The sequence below is a fragment of the Neisseria benedictiae genome, from assembly GCF_958267435.1.
GTDB classification, from domain to species: domain Bacteria; phylum Pseudomonadota; class Gammaproteobacteria; order Burkholderiales; family Neisseriaceae; genus Neisseria; species Neisseria bergeri.
The window spans coordinates 58,003-77,260 of sequence record NZ_CATQFV010000078.1 but is presented as its reverse complement, the minus strand read 5'-3'; the positions used below and the strand labels follow the sequence as shown (position 1 = coordinate 77,260).

Annotated in this window: 20 protein-coding genes, 1 tRNA gene, 2 pseudogenes and 1 riboswitch; of the genes and pseudogenes, 13 read left to right on the top strand and 10 right to left on the bottom strand. The window is 53.7% G+C overall.

Annotated elements, in window-relative coordinates:
- Positions 1–416 precede the first annotated feature (416 nt).
- From Q3O12_RS10400 to ispB, 3 genes are all read right to left on the bottom strand, one after another.
- Positions 417–488, bottom strand: a tRNA-Arg gene (locus tag Q3O12_RS10400).
- A 20-nt stretch (positions 489–508) separates the two neighbouring features.
- Complete coding sequence (locus Q3O12_RS10395; RefSeq protein ID WP_301670340.1) at positions 509–955, bottom strand: DUF441 domain-containing protein; 447 nt, start codon at positions 953–955, stop codon at positions 509–511.
- A 4-nt stretch (positions 956–959) separates the two neighbouring features.
- Positions 960–1,934 carry an octaprenyl diphosphate synthase gene (ispB, locus tag Q3O12_RS10390; protein ID WP_061694686.1) on the bottom strand — a complete coding sequence of 325 codons (975 nt, stop codon included), beginning with the start codon at positions 1,932–1,934 and terminating at the stop codon, positions 960–962.
- 223 nt (positions 1,935–2,157) lie between these two features.
- On the opposite strand from ispB, the gene rplU reads away from it, so the two are divergent.
- The 4 genes and pseudogenes from rplU (at position 2,158) to ubiM (ending at position 4,287) form a co-directional block, all read left to right on the top strand.
- The gene (gene rplU / locus Q3O12_RS10385) at positions 2,158–2,466 is read left to right on the top strand and encodes a 50S ribosomal protein L21 (RefSeq protein ID WP_002216394.1); all 309 of its coding nucleotides are present in this window, start codon (positions 2,158–2,160) and stop codon (positions 2,464–2,466) included.
- A gap of 24 nt (positions 2,467–2,490) precedes the next feature.
- Positions 2,491–2,763, top strand: coding sequence for a 50S ribosomal protein L27 (rpmA, locus tag Q3O12_RS10380; RefSeq protein ID WP_002212328.1), 273 nt, complete (start codon positions 2,491–2,493; stop codon positions 2,761–2,763).
- Positions 2,764–2,807: 44 nt separating this feature from the next.
- Positions 2,808–2,939, top strand: a pseudogene (locus Q3O12_RS10890) (IS5/IS1182 family transposase); the annotation flags it as partial.
- A 163-nt stretch (positions 2,940–3,102) separates the two neighbouring features.
- A complete protein-coding gene (gene ubiM / locus Q3O12_RS10375) occupies positions 3,103–4,287 on the top strand; it encodes a 5-demethoxyubiquinol-8 5-hydroxylase UbiM (RefSeq protein WP_301670380.1) in 1,185 nt (394 codons plus the stop codon).
- A gap of 192 nt (positions 4,288–4,479) precedes the next feature.
- Here the strand turns inward: ubiM and rpmG are convergent, their stop codons facing one another.
- Both rpmG and rpmB read right to left on the bottom strand, forming a co-directional pair.
- Positions 4,480–4,635: a 50S ribosomal protein L33 gene (rpmG, locus tag Q3O12_RS10370; protein WP_002212306.1), complete on the bottom strand. Its 156-nt coding sequence runs from the start codon at positions 4,633–4,635 to the stop codon at positions 4,480–4,482.
- A 31-nt stretch (positions 4,636–4,666) separates the two neighbouring features.
- The gene (rpmB, locus tag Q3O12_RS10365) at positions 4,667–4,900 is read right to left on the bottom strand and encodes a 50S ribosomal protein L28 (RefSeq protein ID WP_002216391.1); all 234 of its coding nucleotides are present in this window, start codon (positions 4,898–4,900) and stop codon (positions 4,667–4,669) included.
- A gap of 206 nt (positions 4,901–5,106) precedes the next feature.
- On the opposite strand from rpmB, the pseudogene Q3O12_RS10885 reads away from it, so the two are divergent.
- Positions 5,107–5,250 (top strand): annotated as a pseudogene (locus Q3O12_RS10885) (IS5/IS1182 family transposase); the annotation flags it as partial.
- Positions 5,251–5,254: 4 nt separating this feature from the next.
- Here the strand turns inward: Q3O12_RS10885 and farB are convergent.
- Positions 5,255–6,781, bottom strand: a complete 1,527-nt coding sequence (farB, locus tag Q3O12_RS10360) for a fatty acid resistance MFS efflux transporter permease subunit FarB (protein WP_301670379.1) — start codon at positions 6,779–6,781, stop codon at positions 5,255–5,257.
- A 23-nt stretch (positions 6,782–6,804) separates the two neighbouring features.
- Entirely contained in the window at positions 6,805–7,959 is a 1,155-nt protein-coding gene (locus Q3O12_RS10355) for an HlyD family secretion protein (RefSeq protein ID WP_301670339.1), read from the bottom strand.
- A gap of 393 nt (positions 7,960–8,352) precedes the next feature.
- A riboswitch (PreQ1 riboswitch) is annotated at positions 8,353–8,397 on the top strand.
- A 3-nt stretch (positions 8,398–8,400) separates the two neighbouring features.
- Between Q3O12_RS10355 and queF the strand changes: the two genes are divergently transcribed.
- Complete coding sequence (gene queF / locus Q3O12_RS10350) at positions 8,401–8,874, top strand: preQ(1) synthase (protein ID WP_301670338.1); 474 nt, start codon at positions 8,401–8,403, stop codon at positions 8,872–8,874.
- Between the two features lie 74 nt (positions 8,875–8,948).
- On the top strand, positions 8,949–9,635 hold the full coding sequence (locus Q3O12_RS10345) for a 7-cyano-7-deazaguanine/7-aminomethyl-7-deazaguanine transporter (RefSeq protein WP_301670337.1): 687 nt from the start codon (positions 8,949–8,951) through the stop codon (positions 9,633–9,635).
- Between the two features lie 447 nt (positions 9,636–10,082).
- On the opposite strand, the gene Q3O12_RS10340 is transcribed toward Q3O12_RS10345, so the two are convergent.
- The gene (locus Q3O12_RS10340; protein WP_301670336.1) at positions 10,083–11,375 is read right to left on the bottom strand and encodes a DD-carboxypeptidase/endopeptidase Mpg; all 1,293 of its coding nucleotides are present in this window, start codon (positions 11,373–11,375) and stop codon (positions 10,083–10,085) included.
- Positions 11,376–11,452: 77 nt separating this feature from the next.
- Here Q3O12_RS10340 and Q3O12_RS10335 point away from each other — a divergent pair, with 77 nt between their 5' ends.
- Positions 11,453–12,421, top strand: coding sequence for a hypothetical protein (locus Q3O12_RS10335; RefSeq protein ID WP_301670335.1), 969 nt, complete (start codon positions 11,453–11,455; stop codon positions 12,419–12,421).
- 72 nt (positions 12,422–12,493) lie between these two features.
- Here the strand turns inward: Q3O12_RS10335 and dxs are convergent, their stop codons facing one another.
- On the bottom strand, positions 12,494–14,386 hold the full coding sequence (gene dxs, locus Q3O12_RS10330; RefSeq protein WP_301670334.1) for a 1-deoxy-D-xylulose-5-phosphate synthase: 1,893 nt from the start codon (positions 14,384–14,386) through the stop codon (positions 12,494–12,496).
- 85 nt (positions 14,387–14,471) lie between these two features.
- Positions 14,472–15,389 (bottom strand): tyrosine recombinase XerC, encoded by a 918-nt coding sequence (gene xerC, locus Q3O12_RS10325; protein ID WP_301670333.1) that lies wholly within the window; start codon positions 15,387–15,389, stop codon positions 14,472–14,474.
- A 183-nt stretch (positions 15,390–15,572) separates the two neighbouring features.
- On the opposite strand from xerC, the gene fba reads away from it, so the two are divergent.
- The 5 genes from fba to Q3O12_RS10300 all read left to right on the top strand — a co-directional run bounded on the left by fba (position 15,573) and on the right by Q3O12_RS10300 (position 19,211).
- Complete coding sequence (fba, locus tag Q3O12_RS10320) at positions 15,573–16,637, top strand: class II fructose-bisphosphate aldolase (protein ID WP_002260313.1); 1,065 nt, start codon at positions 15,573–15,575, stop codon at positions 16,635–16,637.
- Positions 16,638–16,656: 19 nt separating this feature from the next.
- Positions 16,657–17,217 (top strand): factor H-binding protein, encoded by a 561-nt coding sequence (locus Q3O12_RS10315; RefSeq protein ID WP_301670332.1) that lies wholly within the window; start codon positions 16,657–16,659, stop codon positions 17,215–17,217.
- 145 nt (positions 17,218–17,362) lie between these two features.
- Positions 17,363–18,040: a tRNA (adenosine(37)-N6)-threonylcarbamoyltransferase complex dimerization subunit type 1 TsaB gene (gene tsaB / locus Q3O12_RS10310; RefSeq protein ID WP_301670331.1), complete on the top strand. Its 678-nt coding sequence runs from the start codon at positions 17,363–17,365 to the stop codon at positions 18,038–18,040.
- The gene (gene rimI, locus Q3O12_RS10305; protein ID WP_301670330.1) at positions 18,037–18,477 is read left to right on the top strand and encodes a ribosomal protein S18-alanine N-acetyltransferase; all 441 of its coding nucleotides are present in this window, start codon (positions 18,037–18,039) and stop codon (positions 18,475–18,477) included. Before tsaB ends, rimI begins: the two co-directional genes overlap by 4 nt.
- Entirely contained in the window at positions 18,471–19,211 is a 741-nt protein-coding gene (locus Q3O12_RS10300; protein WP_301670329.1) for a uracil-DNA glycosylase family protein, read from the top strand. Before rimI ends, Q3O12_RS10300 begins: the two co-directional genes overlap by 7 nt.
- Positions 19,212–19,258 lie beyond the last annotated feature (47 nt).

Here is a 19,258-nt window from a genome sequence, read left to right as displayed (position 1 = left end):
TGTTATACCAATATAACTTTTGTCATTGAATATTATCGGCGAACAGATTATCAAAAAAACAACCGCCTTGCAAATTCGGCATATTTCCATATATCCTAGCAAACGGGCGGCATACGCCTTTTCTCCCTTATATATTGCGCCCCATCAAAGGGTGCATTACTTTTTTAACCATCCCCGTTGACAGCCGAGTAAAAAGGTTTTTATGCCATCATCAAAATTAATATTTTCTTCTTCTGCCATATCATCCACATTAAAAAATGCGTCCCAAAAAAACATACCCCGTTTCCGGGCAGAAAAGTTTCCATACAATGCAAAACAAGCCTTTCATATCGCTGAAAGGCTTGTTTTACTTTGGTTTGCTATCGCCGATTATTACGCATTGCATCGGCTTGGAAACCCCGTTTTTAGGGCTTAAACCTCGCCAACAGGAATCGAACCTGTATTTTACGCTTAGGAGGCATACGTTCTATCCGTTGAACTATGGCGAGCCGAAATGAAAGGGGAGATTTTAACCCTTTCCGGCAACAAAAGACAAGATGCCGGCAGCAATCAACGGCCCGACAGGGATACCGCCCATAAATGCCACCCCGATGACCGTACCGATCAGCAAGCCCGTTATCAATACCGGCTGCTGTCCCATCAAAGGCACGCCGCGCCCGGCAATCCACGCTACAAAAATACCGATGGCGACGGCTGCCGCCATTTTAAGGTTGAGAAATCCGGCGGCAGGCGGTATCTGAATTCTGCCTGAAACCAAAGGGCTCAAAACGGACACGGTCAATATAATGATGCCGATATTCAAACCGTGTTTTTCAATCAGAGGGACAAACTGCACCAATGCCGTCTGCTGCATCAGCAGCAATATGGTTGCCGAAATCGTAATCGAATTGTTTTGGCTGATTACCCCCAAAAAAATCATCGCAACCAGAAACAGGGAAACAAAACTGACATTCATCGCCTCAAGACACCCTGACCAAAGATTCCTTCGCCAGCTGAATCATGGCATCCTTCACTTCGCTGTCGGGCAGGGCATCCAAGGCGGCAACGGCACAATCGACTGCTTTGCGCGCCTCGCCTATTGAATATGCCAAAGCATCCGAACGGACGACATAATCGTGGATTTTCTCAAAATAGCTGCGATCTGCATTTTCTAAAGCAGTACGCACATCATTTGCCACCTGTTCGGAACCTTGCCTCATCAAATAAATCAAAGGCAGGGTCGGTTTCCCCTCCGCCAAGTCGTCGCCGACGTTTTTACCTGTTTCTTCGGTTTCCCCCGAATAATCCAGCACATCGTCAATAATTTGGAATGCCGTACCGACGTACATACCGTAATCTTTCAAGGCCTGTTCGTGTTCGGGGGAAGCCTTGCCCAAAATTGCGCCGACTTGAGCGGCAGCTTCAAACAGTTTAGCCGTTTTATATTGGATGACTTGGATATATTGTTCTTCGGTAATGTCCGTATTGCCGATGTTCATCAGCTGCATGACTTCGCCCTCGGCAATAATGTTGGTTGCATCCGCCATCACTTCCAAAACGCGCATACTGCCCGAGGCAACCATCAGTTGAAAGGCGCGCGTGTATAAAAAGTCGCCAACCAACACTGCCGCCGCATTGCCGAACAGATTGTTTGCCGTTGCCCGCCCACGGCGCAAATCGCTTTCATCGACGACATCGTCGTGCAGGAGGGTGGAAGTGTGGATAAACTCGACCATCGCTGCCAGCGAATACAGTTTCTCGTCATCATAACCGACCGCCTTACCCGCCAAAATCGTCATAATCGGACGCAGGCGTTTGCCGCCCGCGCTGATGATATATGTACCGATTTGCGAAATCAGTGCGACATCGGATTGCACCGCACGGTTGATGACTTCATTGACTTTGGCAAGGTCTTCAGGCAGATGTCGCTGGAAATAGGGCAGATTCTCGAGCATGGCAGACTCTCAGGTTTACGTTTCCGTCAAACGGCAGATACCGCTTGAAAGCTGATTTAAATAGCGGGCAATTATATCAGCAAAGCCATCAGGGTACATCTTTTCAGACGGCATATGGTTATCCGAACCGCGCAAACTTTGACAAAACAGGCAAATAACAATACAATGCCAAGCTTCGCACAATGGTGTGCGGATATTAACCATAACCCTTATGGAGTTGAGTATGTACGCGGTCGTAAAAACCGGCGGCAAACAGTATAAAGTTTCCGTCGGCGAAAAATTGAAAGTAGAACAGATACCAGCCGAACTCGACAGCCAAATCGAACTGACCGAAGTTTTGATGATTGCTGACGGCGAATCTGTAAAAGTTGGCGCACCTTTTATCGAAGGTGCAAAAGTAACGGCTAAAGTAGTGGCACATGGTCGTGGCGAAAAAGTCCGCATCTTCAAAATGCGCCGCCGCAAACACTACCAAAAACGCCAAGGCCACCGCCAAAATTTCACCCAAATCGAAATCGTGGCAATCGCCTAACCTTAAAACTTAGGAGCATTACAAATGGCAAGTAAAAAAGCAGGCGGCAGCACCCGTAACGGTCGCGATTCAGAAGCCAAACGCTTGGGCGTTAAAGCCTACGGCAACGAGCTGATTCCCGCAGGTTCCATCATCGTACGCCAACGCGGTACCAAATTCCACGCAGGCGACAACGTAGGCATGGGCAAAGACCACACTTTGTTCGCCAAAGTTGACGGTTATGTCGAATTCAAAACCAAAGGCGCGCTGAACCGTAAAACTGTCAGCATCCGTCCTTACACCGGTTCTGAAGAATAATCCAACCGATACCTGAAGCCGCATCTTTTCACGATGCGGCTTTTTATAGTGGATTAAATTTAAATCAGGACAAGGCGACGAAGCCGCAGACAGTACAAATAGTACGGCAAGGCGAGGCAACGCCGTACTGGTTTAAATTTAATCCACTATACATACCCCACACCCGATTTGATACACATTAAGCTGAAAGTAAAAATCCGCATACACCCTCCCCTGCATATTTCTTCAACAGTGGGTTTTGATATAATCGCCTATCTGTTACAGATAGTTCAAACGGCATTCAAGCCCTTACCAATGCCGTCTGAAATCATCGGCATCCGCCTATGCAAAGGATATTTTATGAGTTTACACAGCGACATCCTCGTCGTCGGCGCAGGTCCGGCGGGTTTAAGTTTTGCAGCCGAACTTGCCGGCAGCGGTTTGAAAGTTACCCTGATCGAACGCAGCCCACTGACTGTTCTGCAAAATCCTCCCTATGACGGACGCGAAATCGCCCTGACCCATTTTTCCCGCGAAATCATGCAGCGTTTGGGTATGTGGGACAAAATTCCCGAAAACGAAATCTACCCTTTGCGCGATGCCAAAGTGCTGAACGGACGTTCCGATTACCAGCTCCACTTTCCCCAACCGACTGAAGCGCGCGGCGAACCTGCCGACTGTTTGGGCTATCTGATTTCCAACCACAATATCCGCCGTGCCGCCTATGAAGTCGTATCACAACTCGACAATGTCAGCATTCTGACCGATACGGTTGTCAAAGAAGTCAAAACATCTGACAACGAAGCACAAGTCATTTTGGAAAACGGCAAAATCCTGACTGCACGCCTGCTTTTGGCAGCAGACAGCCGTTTCTCACAAACCCGCCGACAACTCGGTATTTCTTCAGATATGCACGATTACAGCCGAACCATGTTCGTCTGCCGCATGAAACATACTCTTTCCAACCAACATACCGCTTACGAATGCTTCCATTACGGGCGCACCATTGCCCTGCTGCCCTTGGAAGAACACCTGACCAATACCGTCATTACCGTCGATACCGATAAAATCAACAGCGTTCAAAACCTTTCGCCCGAAGAATTGGCCGCAAGCGTAAAAGAACAGCTCAAAGGCAGGCTCGGCAATATGGAACTGGTCAGCAACATCCACCATTACCCACTTGTCGGTATGATTGCCAAACGTTTCTACGGCAAACGCAGCGCGCTGATTGGCGATGCCGCCGTCGGTATGCACCCCGTTACCGCACACGGTTTCAACTTGGGTCTGTCCAGCGCGGATATTCTGGCCAAACTGATACTCGAAGCCGAACAGCGCGGTCAGGACATCGGCGCGGCTTCCTTGTTGGAAAGATACAGCAGCAAACATATGCTGCACGCCCATCCGCTTTATCACGGCACCAATATGATGCTGAAGCTGTTTACCAACGAAACCGCACCGGCAAAACTGTTGCGCGGCTTAGTATTGCGTGCCAGCAACAATTTCCCGCCGCTGAAAAAGCTGATTACTAAACAACTGACTGGTTAAAATCATATAAAAAATGCCGTCTGAAACATGTTCAGACGGCATTTTTGTGTTACGAACCGTTTTGCGGTTTCCATATCCTTGGCAGACGGTTTGCAGCAGATTCGCATACGGCAGATGTTTCAAGCAGAAGGGAAACACGATAAAAATAAAAAAGCCTCCGAACAATCGGAGGCTTTGTTTGCCAAACAGAAATTATTTCAGTTTAGTTTCTTTATACACTACGTGTTTGCGGGCAACTGGGTCAAATTTTTTGATTTCCAATTTGCCGGGCATAGTGCGTTTGTTTTTGGTAGTGGTATAGAAATGACCAGTACCTGCACTGGATTCCAGTTTGATTTTATCGCGCATTGCAGTAATCCTTAATTAAATAGTGTTTAAATTAAGCTTCACCGCGAGCACGCAAATCAGCCAATACGACATCAATGCCTACTTTGTCGATGGTACGCAATGCAGCGTTAGAAACGCGCAGGCGAACCCAGCGGTTTTCACTTTCTACCCAAAAACGACGTGATTGCAAGTTGGGCAAAAAACGGCGTTTGGTTTTGTTGTTGGCGTGCGATACGTTGTTGCCGGACATCGGGCGTTTGCCGGTCACTTTGCAAACTCGTGCCATAATCAGTCTCCAAACTTCTAAAATAGTAAAACGCGATTTATACCACGAAAAACAGTGTTAGTTCAAGTGTTTTAAAGAAAAACTGCTGTTTTGCGCGGGTAAGCCGCCCGAGTGTCGCATCTGCGGAACGTTTGCAGGTGCAAAACAGATGGCACGCGATTATAGCGGATTTCGGGAACTGCTGCATTCAAAATGCCGTCCGAATATATAGTGGATTAAATTTAAATCAGGACAAGGCGACGAAGCCGCAGACAGTACAGATAGTACGGCAAGGCGAGGCAACGCTGTACTGGTTTAAATTTAATCCACTATATTTCCAGTATTTTCAGACGGCATTTCAAGTTTTCAAATCCCTCAATGTCCACCACCGCCACTGCTGTGGAACGGCGGTTTTGCCAGCCATATGACAGGAATCATGATGATGAACAGCAGGCTGCCCGCCATAAAGATTTCGTTCGAGCCGATGATGAAGCCCTGTTGCGTGATGGTGTTGTTGATGATGCCTAGGGTTTGACTGTCGGAAATGCCTTGTTGGGACAAATGCGCCGCCGTTTCGTGCAATGTTGCGGAATAGGGCGTGATGTGTTCGGCAAAGCGTGTATGGTGCAACGCTTCACGCCGTTCCCACAGGGTACTGACGAATGATACGCCGACACCGCCCATCAGCACGCGCAAGAAATTCGACAAGCTGCTGGCAGCGGCAATCTGCCCTCCCTTCATGTGTGACAAGGTGATGGTGGTCAGCGGCAGAAAAAACATGGCGACACCGACACCTTGCCAAAACTGAGGCCAGATGACGTTGCCGATATCCATATCGGCATAAAAATCCGTACGCCAATAGAAAGTAAAGGCAAAGGTCAGGAAGCTGGCAGTTACGAGCAGGCGCATATCGGCCTTGTTGCCGAATCTGCCGATAATGGGTGACAGGAAAACAGGAAGGATGCCGACAGGTGCGGCGGCAAGCCCTGCCCACGTGGAGGTATAGCCCAGGTTGGTCTGCAACACTAACGGCAGTAGGGTCAGCGTCCCCATATACACCATAAAACCCAATGATGTGGCAATTACGCCGACGGTAAAATTCCGATCTTTAAACAGCGATAAATCGACAATCGGATATTTTTCTCCCAATTCCCAAACAATAAAATACGACAAGCACACCAGTGCGGTTATGCCCAATGTGATGATTTCGCCCGAAGCGAACCAGTCGAGTTCCTTACCCCTGTCCAGCATCATCTGTAACGCGCCGATACCGACTACCATCAATGTAAGCCCGACATAGTCGGTCGGCATTTTAACGGTTTCCGTTTCCCGATATTTCAAATGTTTCCATGTAATCCATGCCGATATGATGCCGATGGGGATGTTGATGAAGAAAATCCAACCCCAATGCCAGTTTCCGGAAATCCAACCGCCGAGTATCGGCCCGAGAACAGGGGCGACAACGACGGTCATTGCCCACAATGCCAGTGCCAGCGTCCGTTTTGCGGGCGGATAGGATGCCATTAACAGGCTTTGCGATAAGGGAATCAGCGGCCCGGCGATAAAGCCCTGCAAGATGCGGAAAACAACCAGCGACTGAAGGTTGGGCGCGATGCCGCACAGCCACGATGTGATGACGAAACCGACGGCGGCGGCGGTAAACAGTTTGACCTCGCCGATACGTTTTGCCAAAAATCCCGTTAACGGCACGGAAACGGCGTTTGCCACAGCAAAAGAAGTAATAACCCACGTCCCCTGAGTGGTTGCCGCACCGAGGTTGCCGGCGATAACGGGAACGGCGACATTGGCGATAGTCGTATCTAAAACCTCCATAAATACGGCAAGCCCCAAAGACAGCGTAATCCATGCCAATGCCGCACCTTTAAGCGGTGGATAATCCATTGCGTTCTCCGTTTCAGACGGCATCAATGCGCGTATTGCTCAAGAATTTCGTCCACCAGCCTGTCAGCTTCCGACCAATCCGTGCCTTCAGTTTCCGGCAACACGGCATCCGGCGTTTTTGAAATAGGCGCGCCTGCGGCGGAAGTATCCACTTTAACTGTCATCGACAAACCGATACGCAACGGATGCCTGTCCACATCTTCGCGGTTCAGCACGATACGGACGGGGACGCGCTGCACCACTTTAATCCAGTTGCCCGTTGCGTTTTGCGCCGGAATCAGCGAAAACGCGCTGCCCGTACCTGCCGAAAACCCTGCCACCCTGCCGCGATAAACGGTTTGTTTACCGTACAAATCGGACACCAGCTCGGCAGGCTGTCCGATTTTCATATGCCGCAACTGCGTCTCTTTAAAATTGGCATCAACCCACACATCCGACAACGGCACCACCGCCATCAGCGGCGCACCGGCCGCCACCTGCTGTCCAACCTGTACTGAACGCTTTGCCACCTGACCGTCCACCGGCGCGCGGATTTGCGTCCGCTGAAGGTTCAACCACGCATCTTTCAACCTGCTGACTGCCGTCTGAACCGCCGGCTGTTCGTGCAAAGCGACCTGACCACCCAAAGCCGCACGTGCCGAAGATTCTTCCGCCAAAGCCGCCTTAACTGCCGCCTGAGCCTGAGACACTGCCGCACGGGCGTGTGCCAGCTCTTCGGCAGACACCGCGCCCGACTCCGCCAAAGCAGACCGGCGGCGTAAATCATCCTGCGCACGTGCCAAATCCGCTCGGCGCAAAGCAACCTGCGCCCCCGCCTGAGAAGTGGCGGCATTTTGCTGGCGGTTTTGCCGCACCGCCTGAATCAGCTCGTTTTTTGCCCGCTCATACGCCAACACATAATTGCCGTCGTCCAATACGGCCAACACATCGCCTTTCTTCACAACATCCGTATCATCATGCAACACCTTCCGCACCGTACCGCCCGTTTGCGGCGTAACCTGAACCACGCGTCCGACAACATAAGCGTCTTCCGTTTCCTCTTCGTGCTGCCACCATAAAAAAAACGCCGACCCGGCGGCTACGGCGGCAAGCGCGAACAGCAGCGTCAATGCCGTCAGGCGGCGTTTGCGTTTGGCTTGCGTGTTTTGAAGTTTTGTTTCGTCCGTGTGCGTATCCATAAGATTGGGTTCCGAATTTCCTGATTTCATATAAACAATGTTCTTTCAATAGGAGGCAGATTCTATATCCGCGCAATAACGCAATCAAGTCAGTATTTTAGATGCAATATTCAAAAAACAACGCTTCAGGCGGCAAAACTGAAAATATATTTCGTTTATATAGTGGATTAACAAAAATCAGGACAAGGCGACGAAGCCGCAGACAGTACAAATAGTACGGAACCGATTCACTTGGTGCTTCAGCACCTTAGAGAATCGTTCTCTTTGAGCTAAGGCGAGGCAACGCCGTACTGGTTTAAAGTTAATCCACTATATATGACACGGAAAACACCGCCGTCCAAACCATGCCGTCTGAAGAAAACTACACAGATACCGCCACTTATATTACAATCGCCGCCCGTGGTTCGAAAACCTCCCACACTAAAAAACTAAGGAAACCCTATGTCCCGCAATACCGAAGAGCTGCAAGGCATCTCGCTTTTGGGCAATCAAAAAACCCAATATCTGGCCGAATACGCGCCCGAAATTTTGGAAGCGTTCGACAACAAACATCCCGACAACGACTATTTCGTCAAATTCGTCTGCCCCGAATTCACCAGCCTCTGCCCCATGACCGGGCAGCCCGACTTCGCCACCATCGTCATCCGCTACATTCCGCACATCAAAATGGTGGAAAGCAAATCCCTGAAACTCTACCTCTTCAGCTTCCGCAACCACGGCGATTTTCATGAAGACTGCGTCAACATCATCATGAAAGACCTCATCGCCCTGACGGATCCGAAATACATCGAAGTGTTCGGCGAGTTCACACCGCGTGGCGGCATCGCCATTCATCCTTTCGCCAATTACGGCAAAGCAGGCACCGAGTTCGAAACATTGGCGCGTAAACGCCTGTTTGAGCACGACGCACAATAAACCATCCTTCCCATATTTCAGACGGCATTCCTTCGATACGATATGCCGTCTGAACGCCTTTCCGAAAGATTTTTATGTACGCATTGACTGCCGCACAGCAACAGAAGGCACTCTTCTGGCTGGTGCTTTTCCATATCCTCATCATCGCCGCCAGCAACTATCTGGTGCAGTTCCCCTTCCAAATTTTCGGCATCCACACCACTTGGGGTGCGTTTTCCTTTCCCTTCATCTTCCTCGCCACCGACTTGACCGTCCGCATTTTCGGTTCGCACTTGGCACGGCGGATTATCTTTTGGGTCATGTTCCCCGCCCTTTTGCTTTCCTACATCTTTTCCGTTTTGTTCCACAACGGCAGTTGGACAGGCTTGGGCGCGCTGTCCGAATTCAACACCTTTGTCGGACGCATCGCCTTGGCCAGCTTTGCCGCCTACGCGCTCGGACAAATCCTTGATATTTTTGTGTTCAACAAATTACGTCGTCTGAAAGCGTGGTGGATTGCCCCGACCGCATCAACCGTCATCGGCAACGCCTTGGATACGTTGGTATTTTTCGCCGTTGCCTTCTATGCAAGCAGCGATGAATTTATGGCGGCAAACTGGCAGGGCATCGCTTTTGTCGATTACCTGTTCAAACTCACCGTCTGCGGTCTGTTTTTCCTGCCCGCCTACGGCGTGATACTGAATCTGCTGACGAAAAAACTGACGGCCCTGCAAACCAAACAGGCGCAAGACCGCCCCGCGCCCTCGCTGCAAAATCCGTAAAACAGCCCTGCCGGGAATCGGGACGGTTGGGTTTTCTTTTATTTGCAAACACTGCCGGAACGGATAAATTCGGACTCCCGCCACTTCGTCATTCCCGCGAAAGCGGGAATCCGGTGCGTTGGGTTTCAGTCATTTCCGATAAACTCCTGCCGCGTTGTGTTTCTAGATTCCCGCTTTCGCAGGAATGACGGCAGTGCTTTCTTGGCTTATTTTCATTTTAATCAACTGCATAGTGGATTAACAAAAATCAGGACAAGGCGACGAAGCCGCAGACAGTACAGATAGTACGGAACCGATTCACTTGGTGCTTCAGCACCTTAGAGAATCGTTCTCTTTGGGCTAAGGCGAGGCAACGCCGTACCGGTTTTTGTTAATCCACTATAAATGCCGTCTGAAAACCTGTTTGCAGGTTTTCAGACGGCATTGTTTTCGTCGCCGGTTCAAACTTCAATCCGATTGAGACACGGTAACCGGTATGCCGCGCAAGCGCGTAAGCAGCGCGTCCGCCTTCTGTTTCTGCGCGGCAAACGCCGCCTTGTCCGCCTGCGTCAATTCGGGTGTCGGCAATGCGACCGAAACAGGATTGACGGGCTGCCCGTTGATGCGCGCCTCGTAATGCAGGTGCGGCCCGGTCGAACGCCCTGTCGAACCGACAAAACCGATGACCTCGCCGCCGCGCACATTGCCTTCCGCCTGCGAAAACGCGCTCAAATGCGCATACAGCGTTTCCACACCGTTGGCGTGGCGTATCATCACCGCGTTGCCGTATCCGCCCTTCCGGCCTTTAAAGGTAATCACGCCGTCGGCGGAAGCCCTGACCGGCGTTCCCTGCGGTGCGGCATAATCGATGCCCGTGTGCAGCCGCCAAGTGTGCAGGATGGGGTGCATACGGTAGCCGAACGGCGAAGAAATGCGCGTATAGACCAGCGGCTCGATGTTGAAGCCGCCTTTTTCCTGCAACACCCTGCCGTCTTCATCGTAATAATTGCCGCCCCCTCCGCCTTCCTTGTCCGAACGGTAATAGAACGCCTGATGCCTTGTACCGCCCTTGACGACTTCCGCCGCCAGAATATCGCCCGTCGCCATCTGCTGCCCGTGGAAATACAGACTGTCGTAAAGCAGGCGCACGGCATCGCCTTCCTTCAAACCGTCAAGGCTGAAGCGGCCGGCGAAAATCCCGCTTAAGGATTCGCGGATTTCGACGGGTACTTCCGCCTGCGCCAACGCGCCGCGCGCCGAAGTTTTGACCACGACCGAACGCAGCGTCGGCAAAACCTTCATATCCGCCTCAGAAGCCGACCGCCGCCATTCGCCGCCTTTTTTTTCCAAAGCAACCAGATTGCGCTCGCCGTCTTCGTCGGTAAAAAACTGCACTTCGCGCGCACTGCCGTCGCCGCCGACCAAAACATGAACCGACTGGTCGGCACGCAAATGCCGCAAATCGGCTTCGCCGCCATATTTTTCCGTGATTCGGGCAATCTCGTCCCGCGCCATACCCGAACGCGCCAGCACGTCCGCCAGCGAGTCGCCCGGCTGCACCGCCTCCTGCACCCAATATGCCGTCTGAACGCCGCTGCCGCCCCAAGACAGCGGCGGCAGATTTTGTTCCACGCGCTGCGGTCTGACGCGTCCCGTCCTCTCTGTCAAAGCAATGTATGCCGCCGACACCAAAATAATCGAAACGGCAAGCGCGCGCAGCGCGTATTTCCGATGTTTTGCCGAAAGTGGGAAGACAGCCATATTGTTCCTTTTTGACGGCGTTTGCGCCGAATCCTCTATAATGTTGCGCCTGACCTGCATTTCTGAAACGTCAAACGATGAAACTCACCCTCGCCATTCCCTCGCTCAATTTGGATAAAGACGAAACCCGAATACCTCTCTGCCTGCACGCCTTCAACAAAATCCTGCAATACGGCTCGCTGCACCGCCAAAGCTGCACGGCTTCGGCATTTTACGCGCGTTATTTGTGGTGCGGCAGACTGGCGGAACGCGCGGCGCAAAGCCTGAATATGCCGTCTGAAGCCGTTGCGCTCACCACGCCCGTTTGGCAAAAAATGGGGCTGCATCAGGCAAATGTCCTGACGGCGGAATATCTGAACGTCGGTACGGATGAAGCCGAACGCCTCTGCCGCGATTTGTCTGAATTTTACGCCGATACTCCCTGGCATTTCACGCCCGTCCTGCCCGAATTATGGCTGATTTCCCTTCCCCGCGCGTACCGCTGGGGCGCGAAGCCCGTTTTGGACTTGGGCGGATTGTTGGGCGCGGACGATCAGCCGGACGGAGAAGATGCGTTGGAATGGCTGCGCGTCCAAACCGAAATCCAAATGTGGCTGGCGGCGCACCCCGTCAACCATAACCGCAAGAAACGCGGGCTGCCCGAGTTGAACGGCTTATGGCTTTGGGACGGCACAAACGGCGGCGCGCAAGGCGGCACGCTTTTCGCCGATACGGTTTGGAGCCGTTTCCACCCCGACCGCCGCGCATTGCCCGACAACTTCCGCGCCTATGAAGAAACGGCGGCACACCTGCCCGACACGCACCATATCCTGTTTATGGACGATTTGCGCCTGACCGCCCTGACAGGGGACAGGGAACGGTATGCGGCAATATTGCAGCAGTGGGAAGAACGCTGGTTCGCACCGATCTACGAAGCCGTCCGCACCGGCAAAATCAAACGGCTGGACATCGCCACAGACGGATTAAACGGCGGCACGCTGACGTTTACCGCTGCGGACAGGTGGAAGTTTTGGCGCGGCGCGAAAGCCTTTGGCGGAATCTGGTGAACACGCCCGCCGCAACCGCAACAATGCCGTCTGAAGCCCGAATCGGGTTTCAGACGGCATTTCCGTATCCGTTCAGACCTGACGTGCCGACCAACCGTTCACACGCCGTTCTACCGCTTCGGCACTCAAGCCCAAATCGTCCAACAGTTTTTTCGGGTCGCCGTGTCCGGTTACGGTATCGGCAACGCCCAGCAGCAAAACGGGTTTGCAGATGCCGTGTTTCGCCAATACTTCCAGAACCGCGCTGCCTGCGCCGCCCTGTTCGGCGTTTTCTTCAAGGGTAACGATGCGGTCGTGGCTTCGGGCAAGGCGGACGATGAGTTCCTCATCTATCGGTTTGACGAAGCGCATATCGGCGACGGTGGCGTTCAGTTTTCCGGCAACCGCCAATGCGGGGGCGACCATGCTGCCGAAGGCGATGAATGCGGTTTTCTCGCCTTGGCGGCGGATGATGCCCTTGCCGATTTCCACGGTTTCCAGGCCGTCTGAAACGGTTGCGCCCGTACCTGTACCGCGCGGATAACGGACGGCGGACGGAGAGTTTGCCTGATAGCAGGTTGAGAGCAGCAGGCGGCATTCGTTTTCATCGCTTGGTGCGGCAATAATCATGTTTGGAACGCAACGCAAAAAGCTCAAGTCGTACAAACCGGCATGGGTCGGGCCGTCTGCACCGACAATACCTGCGCGGTCGATAGCGAACAAAACAGGCAGGTTTTGCAAAGCAACGTCATGTACCAACTGGTCGTAAGCGCGTTGCAGGAAAGTAGAGTAAATCGCTACGACAGGCTTGATGCCTTCGCATGCCAAACCACCTGCAAAGGTAACGGCGTGTTGCTCGGCAATGCCGACGTCGAAATAGCGGTCGGGGAATTGCTGTTCAAACTCAACCAAGCCGCTGCCCTCGCGCATGGCAGGCGTGATGGCAACCAAACGCTCGTCCGCCGCCGCTTGGTCGCACAGCCATTGACCGAACACTTGCGTATAGGTCGGTTTGGCCACGGCAGGTTTGACTTCCGGAGCAGACACTTCGCTTGGCAGCTTAGCGACAGCGTGGTATTTGATAGGATCGTTTTCGGCGAATTTGTAGCCGTTGCCTTTTTTGGTGATGACGTGCAGCAACTGAGGGCCTTTGCGGCCGCGCAAGTCTTTTAATACGTCCACCAGATTTTCAACGTTGTGGCCGTCCACCGGGCCGGTGTAGCGGAAGCCGAAGTTTTCAAACAGCGACAGCGACTGTTTGGCGTGTTCTGCTTCGCCTGCCAAGGTTTTGATTTTGTGTTCGACTTTTTGGGCAAACTCCATCGCGCCGGGCAATTTGTCCAATACTTTGCTCGATTGGGCTTTGATGGTGCTCAACAGGCCGTGCATATCGCGCACGACGTTGCTGGCAAGGTATTTCGGCAACGCGCCGACATTGGGGGAAATCGACATTTCGTTGTCGTTGAGGATGACCAGCAAATCGACATCCATATCGCCTGCACAGTTTAGGGCTTCAAACGCCTGACCCGCCGTCATGGCGCCGTCGCCGATGATGGCGACGCTGCGGCGGTTGTTGCCCAACTGTTTGTCCGCAACGGCCATGCCCAAAGCCGCGCCGATGGATGTGGAAGAATGCCCCACGCCGAACGCGTCGTATTCCGACTCGCTGCGTTTCGGAAAACCGGCCAAACCGCCGTATTGGCGCATGGTGTGCATTTGATTTTTGCGGCCGGTGAGGATTTTGTGCGGATAGCTTTGATGGCCGACATCCCAGACCAAATGGTCTTCGGGCGTGTCGTACACATAATGCAGCGCAACCGTCAGTTCGACCGCGCCCAAATTGCTGGCGAAATGCCCGCCGGTCTGCCCGACAGATTCCAACAGAAACTCTCGCAACTCGGCGGCGACTTGGGGCAACTGTTTTTTATCCAGGCGGCGCAGGTCTTGCGGGCTGTCAATCAGGTCGAGTAGGGGGCTTGGGTTCATGGTGTGTCTTTTTTTATGTGTCGTCCGGGTGCAACGGTCAATTATATATCAAGAGTGTGCGGCTGACGGCTGATTTTGCCGTATGTCATTCGTCCTGCCGCTTGGCGCGCGGGTGGGCTTCGTCATAGAGGCGGGCGATGTGGTCGAAATCGAGCTTGGTGTAAATCTGCGTGGTCGAAAGGCTGCTGTGTCCGAGCAGCTCCTGCACCGCCCTGATGTCGCGCGAAGCCTGCAACAGGTGTCCGGCATAGCTGTGGCGCATCATATGCGGCGAAACGTGCCTGCCGTCGCCGTGTTTCACCGCCCACGATTCGAGGCGTTTTTGGATTTGGCGTTGGCTCAGGCGCGTGCCGTTCCTGCCGGTAAACAGGGCTTTGCCGTCCGATGCCGTCTGACGCAGCGGCAGATAGTTTTTCAGGGCTTCCACGCTTTTGCCGGTCAGCGGAACCTGCCGCTGCTTGCGCCCTTTGCCGGTAACGTGTACCCAACCTTCATCCAGCCATATATCCGCCGTGTCCAAGCCGTGTATCTCGCTCACGCGCAAACCACTGCCGTACATCAGCTCGAACAGCGCGTGATCGCGCACCGCCAACGGGTCGCCGCCGTCCACGGGCAAATCCAGCATCCGGTTTAGCCATTCCTGCGACAGGGCTTTGGGTACGCGCTCGGGCTGCTTCGGCGGTTTGATGTCGGCGGTCGGGTCGGCGTGCATCAGCCCGCGTTTGACCAGCCAGGCGCAATACTGCCGCCACGCCGACAGCTTGCGCGCCAGCGTCCGCGCATTCAAACCGCGCTGCGACAGCCGCCGCAACGCCGCCGTAAAATCGCGGCGCGACAAGTCCTGCGGCACGCCGCCTTCAGCTTCAGACGGCATTTGTGCCAACAGCGCAAACAGTTCTTCCAAATCGCGCCGGTATGCGGCAACCGTATGCTCCGATTTACCCTCGCGCGCGATATTTTCCAAATAAGCGTCCAAGTATGCCGCAAGTCCGTCCAAACCCATTCCCACACCTAAAATAACATTAGAAACATTATCATAAATCGGAATATCCGAATCCCGAAACGTCAAAACCCGACAAACCTGCATACTGGCATCGTTAATATAAAATCAATGAGCCGTTTATGGTTTTTTGCCGTAAAAAACATTATAATCCGCCTTATTTACCTATTGCCCAAGGAGACACAAATGGCACTCGTATCCATGCGCCAACTGCTTGATCATGCTGCTGAAAACAGCTATGGTCTGCCGGCGTTCAACGTCAACAACCTCGAACAGATGCGCGCCATCATGGAGGCTGCAGACCAAGTCGACGCCCCCGTCATCGTACAGGCGAGTGCCGGTGCGCGCAAATATGCGGGTGCGCCGTTTTTACGCCACCTGATTTTGGCGGCTGTCGAAGAATTTCCGCACATCCCCGTCGTCATGCACCAAGACCACGGTGCATCGCCCGACGTGTGCCAACGCTCCATCCAACTGGGCTTCTCCTCTGTGATGATGGACGGCTCGCTGATGGAAGACGGCAAAACCCCTTCTTCTTATGAATACAACGTCAACGCCACACGTACCGTGGTTAACTTCTCCCACGCTTGCGGCGTATCCGTTGAAGGCGAAATCGGCGTATTGGGCAACCTCGAAACCGGCGAAGCAGGCGAAGAAGACGGTGTAGGCGCAGTGGGCAAACTTTCCCACGACCAAATGCTGACCAGCGTCGAAGATGCCGTACGTTTCGTTAAAGATACCGGCGTGGATGCACTCGCCATCGCCGTCGGCACCAGCCACGGCGCATACAAATTCACCCGTCCGCCCACAGGCGACGTATTGCGTATCGACCGCATCAAAGAAATCCACCAAGCCCTGCCCAATACACACATCGTGATGCACGGCTCCAGCTCCGTTCCGCAAGAATGGCTGAAAGTCATCAACGAATACGGCGGCAATATCGGCGAAACCTACGGCGTGCCGGTTGAAGAAATCGTCGAAGGCATCAAACACGGCGTGCGCAAAGTCAACATCGATACCGACTTGCGCCTTGCTTCCACCGGCGCGGTACGCCGCTACCTTGCCGAAAACCCGTCCGACTTTGACCCGCGCAAATACCTGAGCAAAACCATTGAAGCGATGAAACAAATCTGCCTCGACCGTTATCTTGCGTTCGGCTGCGAAGGTCAGGCAGGCAAAATCAAACCGGTTTCCTTGGAAAAAATGGCAAGCCGTTATGCCAAGGGCGAATTAAACCAAATCGTCAAATAACAGGTTGCTTGTAAACAAAATGCCGTCTGAACCGCCGTTCGGGCGGCATTTGATTTTTGCTTCTTTGACCTGCCTCATTGATGCAGTATGCAAAAAAAGATACCATAACCAAAATGTTTATATATTATCTATTCTGCGTATGACTAGGAGCAAACCTGTGAACCGAACTACCTTCTGCTGCCTTTCTCTGACCGCCGCCCTGATTCTGACCGCCTGCAGCAGCGGAGGAGGCGGAAGCGGAGGCGGCGGTGTCGCCGCCGACATCGGCACGGGGCTTGCCGATGCACTAACTGCGCCGCTCGACCATAAAGATAAAGGTTTGCAGTCTTTGATGCTGGATCAGTCCGTCAGGAAAAACGAGAAACTGAAGCTGTCGGCACAAGGTGCGGAAAAAACTTATGGAAACGGCGACAGCCTCAATACGGGCAAATTGAAGAACGACAAGGTCAGCCGCTTCGACGACGAGAAAGGCAGTTACTCCCTTGGTATCTTTGGCGGGCAAGCCCAGGAAGTTGCCGGCAGTGCGGAAGTGGAAACCGCAAACGGCATACAGCATATCGGCCTTGCCGCCAAGCAGTAACCATTGTGAAAATGCCGTCCGAACACGATAATTTACCGTTCGGACGGCATTTTGTATTGCACCGTCCGACGGCATGCCCAAGGGGGAGATCCCTATTTTCAGGCCAACCGCTATATAATGCCGTCTGAACCAACGAGAGAATGCCATGCAAGCTGATTTTAACCGTCCCGTCCTGGCCGTCGATACCGGTACTTCCCGTTTGTCGCTCGCGCTGCGTGCCGACGGCGAAACCCGTCTGTTCCATCAGGAAGTCGGCAGCCGCCAGTCCGAACTGATTCTGCCGGAAATCCGCACCCTGTTCCGCGATGCGGGCATTACCGCCGCCGATTTGGGTGCGGTCGTGTATGCACAGGGTCCCGGCGCGTTTACCGGACTGCGTATCGGCATCGGTGTGGCTCAGGGTTTGGCAACGCCGTTTGATACCCCTTTAATCGGCGTACCCTCGCTCGATGCCGCCGCCTCTCTGCCGCCGCCGCAAAGCTGCATCCTTGCCGCTACGGACGCTCGTATGGGCGAAGTGTTTTATGCATGGTTCGATACGCTGAACTGCCGCCGTTTGAGCGATTATCAGGTCGGGCGGGCGGCAGACATACGGCTGCCGGAGGGATGTGCCTTTTCAGACGGCATAGGCAGCGCGTTCTCGCTGGAAGAGGCTCCGCCGTTCTCAGGCCGGCCGGATATGCCGACTGCCGCCGACTTTCTCGCATTGGCAGCCAAGGGCAACTATCCTGCCGTCCATGCCGCAGACGCCGGTTTGCTCTACGTCCGCAACAAAATCGCCCTGACTGCCAAAGAACAGGCCGAACGGAGAGCGCGCCCGTGAATATCCGCTGTGCCGTTTATGCCGATTGCGCGGCACTGGCCGCACTCGATGCCGTCTGCAACCCGTCCGCATGGACGCAACGCCAATTCGAATCCGCACTCGTTTCGCCGTCCGAACAGGTTTTCCTTGCGGAAAAAGACGGCAGGTTGGCCGCCTTTATCGTTTGGCAGAACCTGCCCGAAGAATCCGAACTGCACCTGATTGCCACTGCTTTGGAATACCGCCGCCGGGGTGTCGCGTCCGCACTGCTCGAATATTGGTTCGCACATCTGCCCGAAGGCACGCAACGCCTGCTGCTTGAAGTCCGCACGGGCAACATCGGCGCGTACGCGCTGTATGCGGCACACGGCTTTACCGATGCGGGCAGGCGGAAAAACTATTACCGTACAGCCGACGGTAAAACCGAAGATGCCGTCTTAATGGAGAAAATATGTTAAGCGCGCGCTACCTCCACCTGCACGAAGCCTTGGGTTTGGGTCCGATGTGGTTGAAGCGGGGAGCCGTCGTCCTGCCGTCAGCAACATTGCTGGGAAGCCCGACACAAATCCGCCCGCAAAAGCAAACCGTCCTCAGCATTCCGCAGCGTCCGTCCGAACAGCATACCGGTCAGGCACGGCTCAAAACCATGAAAGTGTTGGAAACAACCGCCGTACATACGCGCAAACCCGTGCCTGAAACCGAAACGCCTCTGTCCGGTGTTTCAGACGGCATCGCCCCCGTTCCCGCCGCTTCGGGCATAACCAAACTTGCCGTCGTCAGCCTGTGTCCGCCGACCGAGGATATGGTTTACGGGCAGCTGTTCCACGGCAAAGCGGGTGTCCTGCTTGACAACATACTCAAAGCCGTAGGATTGGATGCCGTTTATGTACACAAGACCAGCTGGGTGAAAACCGCCGCCGTCGGCAACCCGATGCCGTCTGAACAGGCCATCGCGAATGCGCTGGGTCAAATCGCCAGGGAACTCGACGGCTGCCGCGCCCCGGCCGTCCTTTTTCTCGGGCAGGCTTTTGTCCAGCCTGAACGGCAAACGATGATTGAAACTTTGTGCGGCAGCCGTCCCTTCTTCATCATCGACCATCCCGCCCGGCTTTTACGCCAACCCGAACTTAAAGCCCGAAACTGGCAGGTGTTGAAACAGTTGAAACACGCCTTGCAGGCAGGCGGCAGTTGAAGCAGGCCGCACGGGGCGGTAGAATCACAACTGCATCGCAATACCTG